This window comes from Pseudomonas sichuanensis (genome assembly GCF_003231305.1).
Lineage (GTDB): Bacteria > Pseudomonadota > Gammaproteobacteria > Pseudomonadales > Pseudomonadaceae > Aquipseudomonas > Aquipseudomonas sichuanensis.
Map to the genome: position 1 here is coordinate 1 of NZ_QKVM01000082.1, position 15,570 is coordinate 15,570.

A 15,570-nucleotide genomic window follows, 5' to 3' on the forward strand; every position below is an offset into this window, starting at 1 on the left:
AGCTGCGGTCAGAGTGGTCTTACCGTGGTCAACGTGGCCGATGGTGCCGACGTTAACGTGGGGAAGGGAACGATCAAATTTTTCTTTAGCCACGACAGTGAACCTCTTGCCTAAAGGGGATTAGCCTTGTTTTTTAACGAGTGCTTCGACGATGTTCGACGGAGCTTCGGCGTATTTGGAGAATTCCATGGAGTAGCTTGCGCGACCCTGAGACATGGAACGAACGTCGGTCGCGTAACCGAACATCTCTCCGAGCGGCACCTCAGCAGTGATTACCTTGCCGGACACCGAGTCTTCATTACCCTGGATCATCCCGCGACGACGGCTCAGGTCACCCATCACGTCACCCAGGTAATCTTCCGGGGTTACAACTTCGACCTTCATGATCGGTTCGAGGACCACGCCACCACCCTTCTGGGCCAGTTGCTTGGTTGCCATCGAAGCAGCGATTTTGAACGCCATTTCGTTGGAGTCGACGTCGTGGTACGAACCGTCGAATACCGTGGCCTTCAGGCCGAGGAGCGGATAGCCGGCAACAACGCCGTTTTTCATCTGCTCTTCAATACCCTTCTGGATCGGGGCGATGAATTCCTTAGGAATCACACCACCAACGACTTCGTTGGCGAACACCAGACCTTCGGTGATGTTGCCTTTGTCGTCCACGTCCGGCTCCGAGAAACGGATCCAGCAGTGACCGAACTGACCACGACCACCCGACTGACGAACGAACTTGCCTTCGATCTCGACGTTGGACTTGGTGATCTTCTCGCGGTACGAAACCTGCGGCTTGCCGACGTTGCACTCGACGTTGAACTCGCGTTTCATGCGGTCAACGAGGATGTCCAGGTGCAGCTCACCCATACCGGAGATGATGGTCTGGCCGGTTTCTTCGTCGGTCTTGACGCGGAACGACGGGTCTTCCTGGGCCAGCTTGCCCAGAGCGATACCCATCTTCTCCTGGTCAGCCTTGGTTTTCGGCTCTACGGAGAGCGAAATTACCGGCTCAGGGAAGTCCATACGCTCGAGGATGATCGGCTTGTCGGCGTTGCACAGGGTGTCACCGGTGGTGACGTCCTTCATGCCGATCAGAGCAGCGATGTCGCCAGCGCGTACTTCTTTGATCTCTTCACGCTGGTTGGCGTGCATCTGCACCATACGACCAACGCGCTCTTTCTTGCCCTTGACCGAGTTGATGACGGAGTCACCGGAGGTCAGGAAGCCCGAGTAAACGCGGACGAAGGTCAGAGTACCAACGAACGGGTCGGTGGCAATCTTGAACGCCAGGGCCGAGAACGGCGCGTTGTCGTCAGCAGGACGCTCGTCGTACTGCTCTGGCTTGACTTCTTCCTTCGGCGTGTCGATCAGGTCAGGGTGGATACCCTTGATCGCCGGGATTTCGGTCGGAGCAGGCAGGAAGTCGATAACGGCGTCGAGAACCAGGGGAACACCCTTGTTCTTGAACGAGGAACCGCAGACAGCAGGAACGATCTCGCTCGCCAGGGTACGGGCGCGCAGACCAGCCTTGATGTCTTCGACGGACAGGTCACCTTCTTCAAGGTACTTGTTCATCAGCTCTTCGTTGGCCTCGGCAGCAGCCTCGACCATGTTGCTGCGCCATTCGTTGGCCAGGTCCACCAGCTCAGCAGGAATCTCTTCCTCGCGGTAGGTAGTACCTTTGTCGTCGTCGTTCCAGTAGATGGCTTTCATCTTGATCAGGTCAACCTGACCCTGGAAGTCGTCTTCAGCACCGATAGCCAGCTGGACCGGAACCGGGGTGTGACCCAGGCGGTTCTTGATCTGGCCGATAACGCGCAGGAAGTTGGCACCGGCACGGTCCATCTTGTTCACGTAGACAACACGTGGAACGCCGTACTTGTTGGCCTGACGCCATACGGTTTCGGACTGCGGCTCAACGCCGGAGGTACCGCAGAACACAACGACCGCGCCGTCGAGTACGCGCAGCGAACGCTCTACTTCAATGGTGAAGTCAACGTGGCCGGGGGTATCGATGACGTTTACGCGGTAGTTGTCATACTGACCACGGGAACCTTTCCAGAAGGTGGTAACGGCAGCGGAGGTAATGGTGATACCGCGCTCCTGCTCCTGCACCATCCAGTCTGTGGTCGCGGCGCCGTCATGCACCTCGCCCATCTTGTGGCTCAGACCTGTGTAGAACAGGATCCGCTCGGTAGTGGTGGTCTTGCCCGCGTCAACGTGGGCACAGATACCAATGTTACGGTAGCGGTTAATTGCTGTAGTACGAGCCATAAAGCCCTCGCAAAATGATTGATGCTTGAATTAGAAGCGGTAGTGCGAGAACGCTTTGTTGGCTTCAGCCATACGGTGAACGTCTTCACGCTTCTTGACTGCAGCACCTTTGCCTTCGGCAGCATCCAGCAGTTCGCCGGCCAGGCGCAGAGCCATCGACTTCTCGCCGCGCTTGCGGGCGTAGTCTACGAGCCAGCGCATTGCCAGAGCGTTACGACGGGATGGACGAACTTCAACCGGGACCTGGTAAGTGGCACCGCCAACACGGCGGGACTTAACTTCGACCAGCGGAGCGATGGCGTCGAGAGCTTTCTCGAAGATTTCCAGGGGGTCGCTGTTCTTGCGTGCTTTGACGGTATCCAGGGCACCGTAAACGATGCGCTCGGCTACGGCCTTCTTGCCGCTTTCCATCACGTGGTTCATGAACTTGGCGAGGATCTGGGATCCGTACTTCGGATCGTCAAGAATCTCACGTTTTGCTGCTACACGACGTCTTGGCATGATAAGCCCTCAAACGGTCTTCAGGTTAGCCCGGGACGTGGGTCTTCGACCCCTGCCCGACCTTACTCTTATCGACTCAAAAAAATGGATGTCTGCAAACGGCCGATTACTTCGGACGCTTGGTACCGTACTTCGAACGACCCTGGTTACGGCCTTTGACGCCCGAAGTATCCAGAGAGCCGCGAACGGTGTGGTAACGAACACCTGGCAAGTCTTTTACACGGCCGCCACGAATCAGGACGACGCTGTGCTCTTGCAGGTTGTGGCCTTCACCACCGATGTACGAGGAAACCTCGAAACCGTTGGTCAGACGCACACGGCACACTTTACGCAGTGCCGAGTTAGGTTTTTTCGGCGTAGTGGTGTACACGCGGGTGCACACGCCACGACGTTGCGGGCAGTTCTGCAGCGCAGGAACGTCCGATTTCTCGACCGAACGCTTACGCGGCTGACGTACCAGCTGGTTGATAGTTGCCATCTACTAGCTCCACTGATTGCCTTGCGACTCAATTGTCTTGCAAGAAAGCCAAAAATTGGCGAGACGGAGCCTCACCAAATTTAGGGGTACAAAAGTCTACGGAGGATCTTGCACCCAGTCAAGACGAGGCCCCGGCCCTCCCCGCCCGATCATCGGCAACATTTCATGTCATCGATGGTCGCGCGGGGTTTGCCGGGGCCCTGCCCTGTACTTAGTTACCGCTGGAGTTCAGCGCTTCGGTCAGTGCGGCTTCCACCTCACTGGCGCTCACACGCAGCGGCTTGTCGGCTTCACGGCGACGCTTGCGCTCGCTGTGATAGGCCAGACCGGTACCGGCCGGGATCAGACGACCCACGACCACGTTCTCTTTCAGGCCGCGCAGGTAGTCGCGCTTGCCGGTAACGGCCGCTTCGGTCAGCACGCGGGTGGTTTCCTGGAAGGAAGCCGCGGAGATGAACGACTCGGTCGACAGCGAGGCCTTGGTGATACCCAGCAGCACGCGGGTGAACTTCGAGATGAACTTGTCTTCGGCGGCGAGACGCTCGTTCTCGACCAGCACGTGAGTCAGTTCCATCTGGTCGCCCTTGATGAAGCTGGAGTCACCCGACTCGGCGATCTCGACCTTGCGCAGCATCTGACGCAGGATGGTCTCGATGTGCTTGTCGTTGATCTTAACGCCTTGCAGACGGTAAACGTCCTGGATCTCGTTGACGATGTACTTCGCCAGCGCGCTCACACCCAGCAGACGCAGGATGTCGTGCGGATCGCTCGGGCCGTCGGAGATAACTTCGCCGCGGTTTACCTGTTCGCCTTCGAAGACGTTCAGGTGGCGCCACTTCGGAATCAGCTCTTCGTACGGATCGCTGCCATCGGTCGGGGTGATGACCAGACGGCGCTTGCCCTTGGTCTCTTTACCGAAGGCGATGGTGCCGCTGACTTCAGCCAGAATCGAGGCTTCTTTCGGACGGCGCGCTTCGAACAGGTCGGCAACGCGTGGCAGACCACCGGTGATGTCGCGGGTCTTCGAGGTTTCTTGCGGGATACGCGCAATAACATCACCGACGCCGATCTGAGCACCGTCAGCCACACCGACGAGGGCGTTGGCTGGCAGGAAGTACTGAGCAGGTACGTCGGTACCTGGCAGGTACAGATCCTTGCCATTGGCATCGACCATCTTGATGGCCGGACGGATTTCCTTGCCAGCGGCAGGGCGATCCTTGACGTCCAGGACTTCAATGTTGGTCAGACCGGTCAGTTCGTCGGTCTGGCGCTTGATGGTGATGTTTTCTTCCATGCCCACGAAGGTCACGGTACCTTTCAGCTCGGTAACGATCGGGTGGGTGTGTGGGTCCCACTTGGCGACGATGGCGCCAGCTTCGACCTTGTCACCTTCCTTGACCGAAATCACCGCACCGTAAGGCAGCTTGTAGCGCTCACGCTCACGACCGAACTCGTCGGCAATGGCCAGCTCGCCGGAACGCGACACGGCAACCAGGTTGCCATCGGCACGCTCGACCTGCTTCAGGTTGTGCAGGCGCACCATACCGCCGTTCTTCACCTGGACACTGTCGGCAGCCGAAGTACGGCTTGCAGCACCACCGATGTGGAACGTACGCATGGTCAGCTGGGTACCCGGCTCACCGATCGACTGTGCAGCGATAACGCCGACAGCTTCACCGATGTTCACCTGGTGACCGCGAGCCAGGTCGCGACCGTAGCACTTGGCGCAGATGCCGTAGCGGGTTTCGCAGCTGATCGGCGAACGCACGATCACTTCGTCGATGCTGTTCAGCTCGATGAACTCGACCCACTGCTCGTCGACCAGGGTGCCAGCAGGAACGATGACGTCCTCGGTACCTGGCTTGAACACGTCACGGGCGATGACACGACCCAGTACACGCTCACCCAGCGGCTCGACAACGTCGCCGCCTTCGATGTGCGGGGTCATCAGCAGGCCCTGGTCGGTGCCGCAGTCGATCTCGGTCACGACCAGATCCTGGGCAACGTCCACCAGACGGCGAGTCAGGTAACCGGAGTTCGCAGTCTTCAGTGCGGTATCCGCCAGACCCTTACGAGCACCGTGAGTCGAGATGAAGTACTGCAGTACGCTCAGACCTTCACGGAAGTTCGCGGTGATCGGCGTCTCGATGATCGAGCCGTCCGGCTTGGCCATCAGGCCACGCATACCGGCCAGCTGACGGATCTGGGCCGCGGAACCACGAGCACCGGAGTCAGCCATCATGTACATCGAGTTGAAGGACTCTTGCTCGACTTCCTTGCCTTCGCGGTCGATGACCTTCTCTTTCGAGAGGTTGGCCATCATCGCCTTGGACACTTCGTCGTTCGCCTTCGACCACAAGTCGATGACCTTGTTGTACTTCTCGCCCTGGGTTACCAGGCCGGAGGCGTACTGGCTCTCGATTTCCTTCACTTCATCGGTAGCGTTACCGATGATGCGGGCTTTCTCGTCCGGGATAACGAAGTCGTTAACACCGATGGAAACGCCGGAAATGGTCGAGTAAGCGAAACCGGTGTACATCAGCTGGTCAGCGAAGATGACGGTCTCTTTCAGACCAACCACGCGGTAACACTGGTTGATCAGCTTGGAGATCGCCTTTTTCTTCATCGGCTGGTTGACCACGTCGTACGGCAGACCTGCCGGTACAACCTGGAACAGCAGCGCACGGCCAACGGTGGTGTCGACGATGCGGGTGTTCTTGGTAACGCTGCCATCGCGGTCTTTCACGGTTTCGTTGATACGAACCTTGATTTTCGCGTGCAGGGCGGCTTCGCCGGCGCGGAATACGCGGTCGACTTCCTGCAGGTCGGCGAATACGCGACCTTCGCCCTTGGCGTTGATGGCTTCACGGGTCATGTAGTACAGACCCAGTACAACGTCCTGCGACGGAACGATGATTGGCTCACCGTTGGCTGGCGACAGAATGTTGTTGGTCGACATCATCAGCGCGCGCGCTTCGAGCTGGGCTTCCAGCGTCAGCGGCACGTGAACGGCCATCTGGTCACCGTCGAAGTCGGCGTTGTACGCGGCGCAGACCAGCGGGTGCAGCTGGATAGCCTTACCTTCGATCAGTACCGGTTCAAAGGCCTGGATACCCAGACGGTGAAGGGTCGGTGCACGGTTGAGCAGTACGGGGTGTTCGCGAATCACTTCGGCGAGAACGTCCCACACCTCTGGCAGCTCGCGCTCGACCATCTTCTTGGCGGCCTTGATGGTGGTCGCCAGACCACGCATTTCCAGCTTGCCGAAAATGAACGGCTTGAACAGCTCGAGGGCCATCTTCTTCGGCAGACCGCACTGGTGCAGACGCAGGGTCGGGCCTACGGTAATTACCGAACGACCGGAGTAGTCCACGCGCTTACCGAGCAAGTTCTGACGGAAACGACCTTGCTTACCTTTGATCATGTCGGCCAGCGACTTCAGCGGACGCTTGTTCGAGCCAGTGATGGCGCGACCGCGACGGCCGTTGTCGAGCAGGGCGTCGACCGCTTCCTGCAGCATGCGCTTTTCGTTGCGCACGATGATGTCCGGCGCCGACAGATCGAGCAGGCGCTTCAGACGGTTGTTACGGTTGATCACCCGACGATACAGGTCGTTCAGGTCGGAGGTCGCGAAGCGGCCACCATCCAGCGGTACCAGCGGACGCAGGTCCGGCGGCAGGACTGGCAGGACGGTCAGGACCATCCACTCAGGCAGGTTGCCCGAGCCCTGGAAAGCTTCCATCAGCTTCAGGCGCTTGGACAGCTTCTTGATCTTGGTTTCCGAGTTGGTTTGCGGAATTTCTTCGCGCAGGCGACCAATCTCGTGCTCCAGGTCGATAGCGTGCAGCAGCTCGCGGACAGCCTCGGCACCCATGCGGGCGTCGAAGTCGTCACCGAACTCTTCCAGCGCTTCGAAGTACTGTTCGTCGTTGAGCAGCTGCCCCTTCTCGAGGGTGGTCATGCCCGGATCGATCACGACGTAGCTCTCGAAGTAGAGCACGCGCTCGATGTCACGCAGGGTCATGTCCATCAGCAGGCCGATACGGGACGGCAGCGACTTCAGGAACCAGATGTGGGCAACTGGCGAGGCCAGTTCGATGTGCGCCATGCGCTCACGACGAACCTTGGCCAGGGCGACTTCAACGCCGCACTTCTCGCAGATCACGCCACGGTGCTTCAGGCGCTTGTACTTGCCGCACAGGCACTCGTAGTCCTTGACTGGGCCAAAGATCTTGGCGCAGAACAGGCCGTCACGTTCAGGCTTGAACGTACGGTAGTTGATGGTCTCGGGCTTTTTGACTTCACCGAACGACCACGAACGGATCATTTCAGGCGACGCCAGACCGATACGGATGGCGTCGAACTCTTCGACTTGACCCTGGTTTTTCAGCAAATTCAGTAGGTCTTTCAAGGCCTTTCCTCCTGGCGGAGCAGGGAGTGGGCAGCAGCTGCCGCACTCCCCTTCGCGTCACGTGTTATTCGGTTTCCAGATCGATGTCGATACCGAGCGAACGGATCTCTTTGATCAACACGTTGAAGGACTCGGGCATGCCCGGCTCCATACGGTGATCGCCATCCACGATGTTCTTGTACATCTTGGTACGGCCGTTCACGTCGTCCGACTTCACTGTGAGCATTTCTTGCAGGGTGTATGCCGCGCCGTATGCTTCCAGCGCCCACACTTCCATCTCCCCGAAACGCTGACCACCGAACTGCGCCTTACCACCCAGCGGCTGCTGGGTAACCAGGCTGTAAGAACCAGTGGAACGCGCGTGCATCTTGTCGTCCACCAAGTGGTTCAGCTTGAGCATGTACATGTAACCGACGGTCACAGCACGCTCGAACTTGTTGCCGGTACGGCCGTCGAACAGCACCATCTGGCCGCTTTCTGGCAGGTCTGCCAGTTTCAGCATGGCCTTGATCTCGCTCTCCTTGGCACCGTCGAAGACTGGAGTGGCCATTGGCACGCCCTTCTTCAAGTTGTGCGCCAGGGCGAGGATCTCTTCGTCGGTGAACTCGTCCAGGTTCTCCTGACGACCACCGATCTCGTTGTAGATCTCGGTGAGGAAGCCACGCAGCTCAGCGGCTTTGCGCTGCTCTTCGATCATGCGGTCGATCTTCTCGCCCAGGCCTTTGGCCGCGAGGCCCAGGTGGGTTTCAAGGATCTGACCGACGTTCATACGCGAAGGTACGCCCAGCGGGTTCAGTACGACGTCTACCGGCGTACCGTTGGCGTCGTGCGGCATGTCTTCGACCGGCATGATCACCGAGACCACACCTTTGTTACCGTGACGACCGGCCATCTTGTCGCCCGGCTGGATGCGACGACGGATTGCCAGGTAGACCTTGACGATCTTCAGTACGCCCGGAGCCAGGTCATCGCCCTGCTGCAGCTTGCGCTTCTTGTCTTCGAACTTGTCGTCCAGCAGACGGCGGCGGTCGACGATGTACTGCTGAGCCTTTTCCAGCTGCTCGTTCAGTGCATCTTCAGCCATGCGCAGCTTGAACCACTGGCCGTGCTCCAGACCGTTCAGCACGTCGTCAGTGATCACGGTGCCTTTCTTCAGGCCCGCACCACCGTCAACCACCTGGCCGTTCAGCGCGGAACGCAGACGCTCGAAGGTTGCGCCTTCGACGATGCGGAACTCTTCGTTCAGGTCCTTGCGGATCTCGTCCAGCTGCATCTTCTCGATGGACAGGGCGCGGCTGTCGCGCTCAACGCCATCACGGGTGAAGACCTGTACGTCGATGACAGTACCCTTGGTGCCGGTCGGCACACGCAGGGAGGTGTCTTTGACGTCGCTGGCCTTCTCACCGAAGATCGCGCGCAGCAGTTTTTCTTCCGGAGTCAGCTGGGTCTCGCCTTTCGGAGTGACCTTGCCGACCAGGATGTCGCCAGCGCCGACTTCGGCACCTACGTAGACGATACCGGCCTCGTCCAGCTTGTTCAGCGCAGCTTCACCCACGTTCGGGATGTCCGCGGTGATTTCCTCTGGGCCAAGCTTGGTGTCACGGGCCACACAGGTCAGTTCCTGGATGTGGATCGTGGTGAAGCGGTCTTCCTGAACCACGCGCTCCGACAGACAGATGGAGTCTTCGAAGTTGAAACCGTTCCAGGCCATGAACGCGATGCGCATGTTCTGACCCAGCGCCAGTTCACCCATATCGGTGGACGGGCCGTCGGCCATGATGTCGTTGCGCTTGACCACGTCACCCTTGCTCACCAGCGGACGCTGGTTGATGCAGGTGTTCTGGTTGGAACGGGTGTATTTGGTCAGGTTGTAGATGTCGACACCGGCTTCACCGGTTTCTACTTCGTCATCGGCAACACGCACCACGATACGGCTGGCATCGACGGAGTCGATCACGCCGCCACGACGGGCCACGACGCAGACGCCGGAGTCACGGGCAACGTTGCGCTCCATGCCGGTACCGACCAGCGGCTTGTCGGCGCGCAGAGTAGGTACAGCCTGACGCTGCATGTTCGAACCCATCAACGCACGGTTGGCGTCGTCGTGCTCGAGGAACGGAATAAGCGACGCAGCAACCGAAACTACCTGCTTCGGCGAAACGTCCATCAGGGTGACGTCTTCCGGCGCCTTGACGGTGAATTCGTTCAGGTGACGGACCGCTACCAGCTCGTCGATCAGTTGCTTCTTCTCGTTCATCGCGGCCGAAGCCTGGGCGATGACGTGATCGGCTTCTTCGATCGCGGACAGGAACACGATGTCGTCGCTGACCACACCCTCTTTCACCACGCGGTACGGGCTTTCCAGGAAGCCGTACTGGTTGGTGCGGGCGTAGGCCGCCAGGGAGTTGATCAGACCGATGTTCGGGCCTTCCGGCGTTTCGATCGGGCACACGCGGCCGTAGTGGGTCGGGTGTACGTCACGGACTTCGAAGCCAGCGCGCTCACGGGTCAGACCGCCAGGGCCGAGTGCAGAGACACGGCGCTTGTGGGTGATCTCGGAGAGCGGGTTGTTCTGGTCCATGAACTGCGAGAGCTGGCTGGAGCCGAAGAACTCTTTCACCGCCGCCGCAACCGGCTTGGCGTTGATCAGGTCTTGCGGCATCAGGCCTTCGCTTTCAGCCATCGACAGACGCTCTTTGACCGCGCGCTCCACGCGCACCAGGCCAACGCGGAACTGGTTCTCGGCCATCTCGCCGACGCAACGGACGCGACGGTTACCCAGGTGGTCGATGTCGTCGACGATGCCTTTGCCGTTACGGATGTCGACCAGGGTCTTGAGAACCTCGACGATATCTTCCTTGCTCAGCACGCCCGAACCTTCGATTTCGGTACGACCGATACGACGGTTGAACTTCATGCGGCCGACGGCGGACAGGTCGTAACGCTCGGCGCTGAAGAACAGGTTGTTGAACAGGGTCTCGGCGGCGTCCTTGGTTGGCGGCTCGCCTGGACGCATCATGCGGTAGATCTCGACCAGCGCTTCCAGTTGGTTGCTGGTGGTGTCGATCTTCAGGGTGTCCGAAATGAACGGACCGCAGTCGATGTCGTTGGTGTACAGCGTTTCGATGCGAACGACCTGAGCCTTGGCGACCTTGACCAGCAGGTCGGTGGTCAGCTCGGTGTTGCACTCGGCCAGGATCTCGCCGGTAGCCGGGTGCACGATCGCCTTGGCGGTGGTGCGGCCCAGCATGTACTCCAGCGGCACGTCCAACTGCTTCACGCCAGCCTTTTCCAGCTGGTTGATGTGGCGCGCGGTGATACGGCGGCCCTGCTCGACGATGACCTTGCCGGAATCGTCATGGATGTCCATGACCGCGACTTCACCACGCAGACGCTGAGGTACCAGCTCCAGGCTCAGTTTTTCGCCGGAAACGTGGAAGACGTTGGTGGTGTAGAAGGTATTCAGAACCTCTTCGGTGCTGTAACCCAGGGCGCGCAGCAGTACCGAGGCCGGCAGTTTGCGGCGACGGTCGATACGGACGAACACGCAGTCCTTCGGGTCGAACTCGAAGTCCAACCACGAACCGCGGTAAGGGATGATGCGTGCGGAGTACAGCAGCTTGCCCGAGCTGTGGGTCTTGCCACGGTCGTGGTCGAAGAACACACCCGGCGAACGGTGCAGCTGGGAGACGATCACACGCTCGGTACCGTTGATAACGAAGGTACCGTTCTCAGTCATCAGGGGGATTTCACCCATGTAGACTTCTTGCTCTTTGATGTCCTTGATCGCTTTGTTCGACGATTCCTTGTCGAAGATGATCAGGCGCACCTTCACCCGCAGCGGGACCGCGAAGGTCACACCGCGCAGGACACATTCCTTCACATCGAAGGCCGGCTCACCCAGGCGGTAGCCGACGTACTCCAGGGCAGCATTGCCGGAGTAGCTGATGATCGGGAATACCGATTTGAAGGCCGCATGCAGGCCGATGTCGCGGAACTGGTCCTTGGATGCTCCTGCCTGCAGGAATTCGCGATACGAATCCAGCTGGATTGCCAGGAGGTAAGGCACGTCCATGACGTCCGGCAACTTGCTAAAGTCCTTGCGGATACGTTTTTTCTCAGTGTATGAGTAAGCCATCAGCATTCCCCAGCTTGGTCACCTGCTTGTTTGGCATCTCCCGGCGGGAGCAGCCAGAAAATCGTGCAAACCCTTTGGTTTGCGCCACCCTCATGGTGGTTACCGCTCGTTATCGGGGCCGACCTGATCGGCCACCAATAACGGAAAAAGGCCGGTGGCATAAGCCACCAGCCATCAGCCCTTCGCTTAACGCTCAGGCTGGCATCGCACAGTCGAAATTACTTCAGCTCGACTTTGGCGCCTGCTTCTTCCAGCTTCTTCTTAGCGTCTTCAGCGGCTTCTTTCGAAACGCCTTCAGCTACAACCTGAGGAGCGCCATCGACTTTCTCTTTGGCTTCTTTCAGGCCCAGACCGGTCAGTTCGCGAACGGCTTTGATCACGTTCACTTTCTTGTCGCCGGCTTCAACCAGAACAACGTTGAACTCGGTCTGCTCTTCAACAACGGCAGCAGCAGCAGCTGGGCCAGCAGCGGCAACAGCAGCGGTAACGCCGAAGGTTTCTTCCATTGCTTTGATCAGCTCAACAACTTCCAGAACGGTTTTCTGGCCGATTGCTTCGATGATTTGCTCGTTAGTCAGGGACATGACTTAAATCCTGTATTGGGGTGACAGCCTAAGCAGCTATCAAATTAAACGTATGATTCGAAAGAGTTTCGCGCGCCTTAGGCGGCGGTTGCTTCTTTCTGGTCGCGAATAGCTGCCAGGGTGCGGGCCAGCTTGCTGGTAGCGCCTTGGATCACGCTCATCAGCTTCGCGATGGCCTCGTCGCGGGTCGGCAGGGTAGCCAACACGTCGATCTGGTTCGCTGCAATGAACTTGCCGTCAAACGCAGCTGCCTTGATCTCGAACTTGCTCTGACCCTTGGCGAACTCTTTGAACAGACGGGCAGCAGCGCCCGGGTGTTCGTTGGAGAAAGCGATCAGGGTCGGGCCAGTGAAGGCGTCGTTGAGGACACTGAATTCAGTGTCAGCAACAGCGCGCTTGAGCAGGGTGTTACGTACGACACGTACGTATACGCCAGCTTCACGAGCCTCTTTACGGAGTCCGGTCATTGCGCCTACAGTCACACCACGGGCATCAGCCACGACAGCGGACAGAGCGACTTTGGCAGCCTCGTTGACTTCAGCGACGATGGCCTTCTTGTCTTCGAGTTTAATTGCCACGGGTAAAACTCCTGCTTGTTACCGTTTCATCTGGCCGAAGCCGGATGTCGTTTTGGTGTCTGATTCGGTAAGGAACCGGGAGCACCATCTGCGTAGGCTGGTTGTTTAAGGCTTGCGCCGCCTACGGTCTTGGATAGCCCCCGCCAGGCAGGGACCCCAATTTTTGCTGCTGGCGGGCATGACACCCGCCAGCACTGTCTTACACGTTCAGCGAGCTCTGATCGATCATCAGACCTGGGCCCATGGTGGTGCTCAGGGTAACGCGCTTGACGTAGATACCTTTCGAGGAAGCCGGCTTGATACGCTTCAGATCAGCGATCAGGGCTTCAACGTTTTCCTTCAGCTTGCCAGCTTCGAAGCCGACTTTGCCAACGGAGGTGTGGATGATACCGTTTTTGTCGGTGCGGTAGCGAACCTGACCAGCCTTGGCGTTTTTCACGGCAGTGGCTACGTCTGGCGAAACGGTACCGACTTTCGGGTTAGGCATCAGGCCGCGAGGACCCAGAACCTGACCCAGCTGACCCACAACGCGCATGGCATCAGGCGATGCGATAACGACGTCGTAGTTCAGGTCGCCGGCTTTCATTTCGGCAGCCAGGTCGTCCATACCTACACGGTCAGCGCCGGCAGCCAGAGCGGCCTCAGCAGCTGGACCCTGGGTGAAGACGGCAACGCGTACGGTCTTGCCAGTGCCGTGTGGCAGCACGGTAGCGCTACGTACGACCTGGTCGGATTTACGCGGGTCAACACCGAGGTTTACGGCGATGTCGTACGACTCGACGAATTTGGCGTTCGGCAGCGAAGCCAGCAGAGCTGCGGCTTCTTCGAAGTTGTAGGCCTTGCCTGCTTCGATTTTCTCGGCGATAGCCTTTTGGCGCTTGGTCAGCTTAGCCATTACACACCCTCCACGTTCAGGCCCATGCTGCGGGCAGAGCCAGCGATGGTGCGTACAGCAGCGTCCAGGTCAGCAGCAGTCAGATCAGCCTGTTTGGTCTTGGCGATCTCTTCCAGCTGAGCGCGGGTCACAGTACCGACCTTGACGGTGTTCGGGCGAGCCGAACCGCTGGTCAGGCCAGCAGCTTTCTTCAGCAGAACCGAGGCAGGGGTGCTCTTGGTTTCGAAGGTGAAGCTACGGTCACTGTAAACAGTGATGATCACAGGAGTCGGCAGACCGGCTTCTTGACCCTGAGTACGGGCATTGAAGGCCTTGCAGAATTCCATGATGTTCACACCGTGTTGACCCAGTGCTGGACCAACGGGTGGGCTAGGGTTGGCCTGGCCGGCCTTTACTTGCAGCTTGATGTAAGCCTGAATCTTCTTAGCCATGAGCTACTCCAATATCGGGTACGAACGCCAGATGGCTCCCCGGATGACTTGCGTTTTATCCCAGTGACGACAAAACCCCGCAGCACATAGGGCTGCGGGGTATGGGATGCTTCGTTCGGCTAGACCTTCTCGACCTGGCTGAACTCGAGCTCCACCGGAGTAGAGCGACCGAAAATGAGCACTGCAACCTGCAGACGGCTCTTTTCGTAGTTAACCTCTTCGACACTGCCATTGAAGTCGGCGAACGGCCCGTCAATGACGCGAACCACTTCACCCGGCTCGAACAGCGTCTTCGGCTTCGGCTTGTCGCTGCCGTCGGCTACGCGACGCAGGATGGCCTCAGCTTCTTTATCGGTGATCGGCGCAGGCTTGTCTGCGGTACCACCAATGAAACCCATGACCCGAGGGGTGTCCTTGACAAGGTGCCAAGTCCCTTCGTTCATTTCCATCTGGACCAATACATAGCCAGGGAAGAATTTGCGCTCACTCTTGCGCTTCTGACCGTTGCGCATTTCAACGACTTCTTCGGTCGGGACCAGGATCTCGCCGAATTCGTCTTCCATGCCAGCCAGCTTGACGCGCTCTACCAGGGAGCGCATCACATGCTTCTCGTAACCCGAGTAAGCATGCACTACGTACCAACGCTTAGCCACGGGACACCCTTAGCCAACAATCAAGGAGACCGCCCAGCCGAGCAGGGAGTCTAGACCCCACAGCAGCAGCGCCATAACCAAAACAACAGCCACGACGATGAGCGTGGTCTGAGTGGTTTCCTGGCGGGTCGGCCACACGACTTTACGGATCTCAGTACGAGCTTCCTTCGCCAACGCAAAAAACGACTTACCCTTCGCAGTCTGCAGGGCAACAAAGCCAGCAACCGCAGCCAGGGCAAGAAGTGCGAGTACGCGATACAGGATCGGCGATGCCGAGTAATACTGATTACCCACCACAGCAACAACCACCAAAGCCACTACAGCCAGCCACTTGAACAGATCAAAACGCGATTCTTGGGCTTCAGTTTTGGGGGTCATCGAGGAGGATCCTGTAAGAAGAAAGCCATCACACCGAGGTGAATGGCAGGTCAGGAGGGAATCGAACCCCCAACCTACGGTTTTGGAGACCGTCGCTCTGCCAATTGAGCTACTGACCTGTAACGCTGTATCAGGCCGGCCATTATACCGGCCTGATCAAGTAAATCAACTACTTATTCGATAATTTTTGCTACGACGCCGGCGCCGACGGTACGACCGCCTTCACGGATGGCGAAGCGCAGACCGTCTTCCATC

General features: G+C 58.5%; 13 protein-coding genes and 1 tRNA gene. All 14 read right to left on the reverse strand.

All coding sequences use genetic code 11. The features are described from left to right. On the reverse strand, positions 1-93 hold a 93-nt coding region (locus DM373_RS27055; protein ID WP_133295916.1), incomplete at its 3' end, for a GTP-binding protein. 27 nt (positions 94-120) lie between these two features. Next, the gene (fusA, locus tag DM373_RS27060; RefSeq protein ID WP_110996442.1) at positions 121-2,268 is read right to left on the reverse strand and encodes an elongation factor G; all 2,148 of its coding nucleotides are present in this window, start codon (positions 2,266-2,268) and stop codon (positions 121-123) included. A gap of 30 nt (positions 2,269-2,298) precedes the next feature. Further along, entirely contained in the window at positions 2,299-2,769 is a 471-nt protein-coding gene (rpsG, locus tag DM373_RS27065) for a 30S ribosomal protein S7 (RefSeq protein WP_003246741.1), read from the reverse strand. Positions 2,770-2,875: 106 nt separating this feature from the next. Beyond that, on the reverse strand, positions 2,876-3,247 hold the full coding sequence (gene rpsL, locus DM373_RS27070; protein ID WP_003255492.1) for a 30S ribosomal protein S12: 372 nt from the start codon (positions 3,245-3,247) through the stop codon (positions 2,876-2,878). A gap of 211 nt (positions 3,248-3,458) precedes the next feature. After that, a complete protein-coding gene (gene rpoC, locus DM373_RS27075) occupies positions 3,459-7,658 on the reverse strand; it encodes a DNA-directed RNA polymerase subunit beta' (RefSeq protein ID WP_110996443.1) in 4,200 nt (1,399 codons plus the stop codon). Between the two features lie 64 nt (positions 7,659-7,722). Continuing rightward, a complete protein-coding gene (gene rpoB / locus DM373_RS27080; protein ID WP_110996447.1) occupies positions 7,723-11,796 on the reverse strand; it encodes a DNA-directed RNA polymerase subunit beta in 4,074 nt (1,357 codons plus the stop codon). 218 nt (positions 11,797-12,014) lie between these two features. Then, complete coding sequence (rplL, locus tag DM373_RS27085; RefSeq protein WP_003255496.1) at positions 12,015-12,380, reverse strand: 50S ribosomal protein L7/L12; 366 nt, start codon at positions 12,378-12,380, stop codon at positions 12,015-12,017. Between the two features lie 77 nt (positions 12,381-12,457). Continuing rightward, positions 12,458-12,958 (reverse strand): 50S ribosomal protein L10, encoded by a 501-nt coding sequence (gene rplJ, locus DM373_RS27090; protein ID WP_110996444.1) that lies wholly within the window; start codon positions 12,956-12,958, stop codon positions 12,458-12,460. A 199-nt stretch (positions 12,959-13,157) separates the two neighbouring features. Then, the gene (rplA, locus tag DM373_RS27095; RefSeq protein WP_110996445.1) at positions 13,158-13,853 is read right to left on the reverse strand and encodes a 50S ribosomal protein L1; all 696 of its coding nucleotides are present in this window, start codon (positions 13,851-13,853) and stop codon (positions 13,158-13,160) included. Next, positions 13,853-14,284, reverse strand: coding sequence for a 50S ribosomal protein L11 (gene rplK / locus DM373_RS27100; protein ID WP_027595466.1), 432 nt, complete (start codon positions 14,282-14,284; stop codon positions 13,853-13,855). The genes rplA and rplK overlap by 1 nt, the downstream gene beginning before the upstream one ends. 119 nt (positions 14,285-14,403) lie before the next feature. Next, the gene (gene nusG / locus DM373_RS27105) at positions 14,404-14,937 is read right to left on the reverse strand and encodes a transcription termination/antitermination protein NusG (RefSeq protein ID WP_110996446.1); all 534 of its coding nucleotides are present in this window, start codon (positions 14,935-14,937) and stop codon (positions 14,404-14,406) included. A 9-nt stretch (positions 14,938-14,946) separates the two neighbouring features. Further along, positions 14,947-15,315 carry a preprotein translocase subunit SecE gene (gene secE, locus DM373_RS27110; protein WP_079226343.1) on the reverse strand — a complete coding sequence of 123 codons (369 nt, stop codon included), beginning with the start codon at positions 15,313-15,315 and terminating at the stop codon, positions 14,947-14,949. A gap of 43 nt (positions 15,316-15,358) precedes the next feature. After that, a tRNA-Trp gene (locus DM373_RS27115) sits at positions 15,359-15,434 on the reverse strand. A gap of 54 nt (positions 15,435-15,488) precedes the next feature. After that, on the reverse strand, positions 15,489-15,570 hold an 82-nt coding region (locus DM373_RS27120; protein WP_023835866.1), incomplete at its 5' end, for an EF-Tu C-terminal domain-related protein.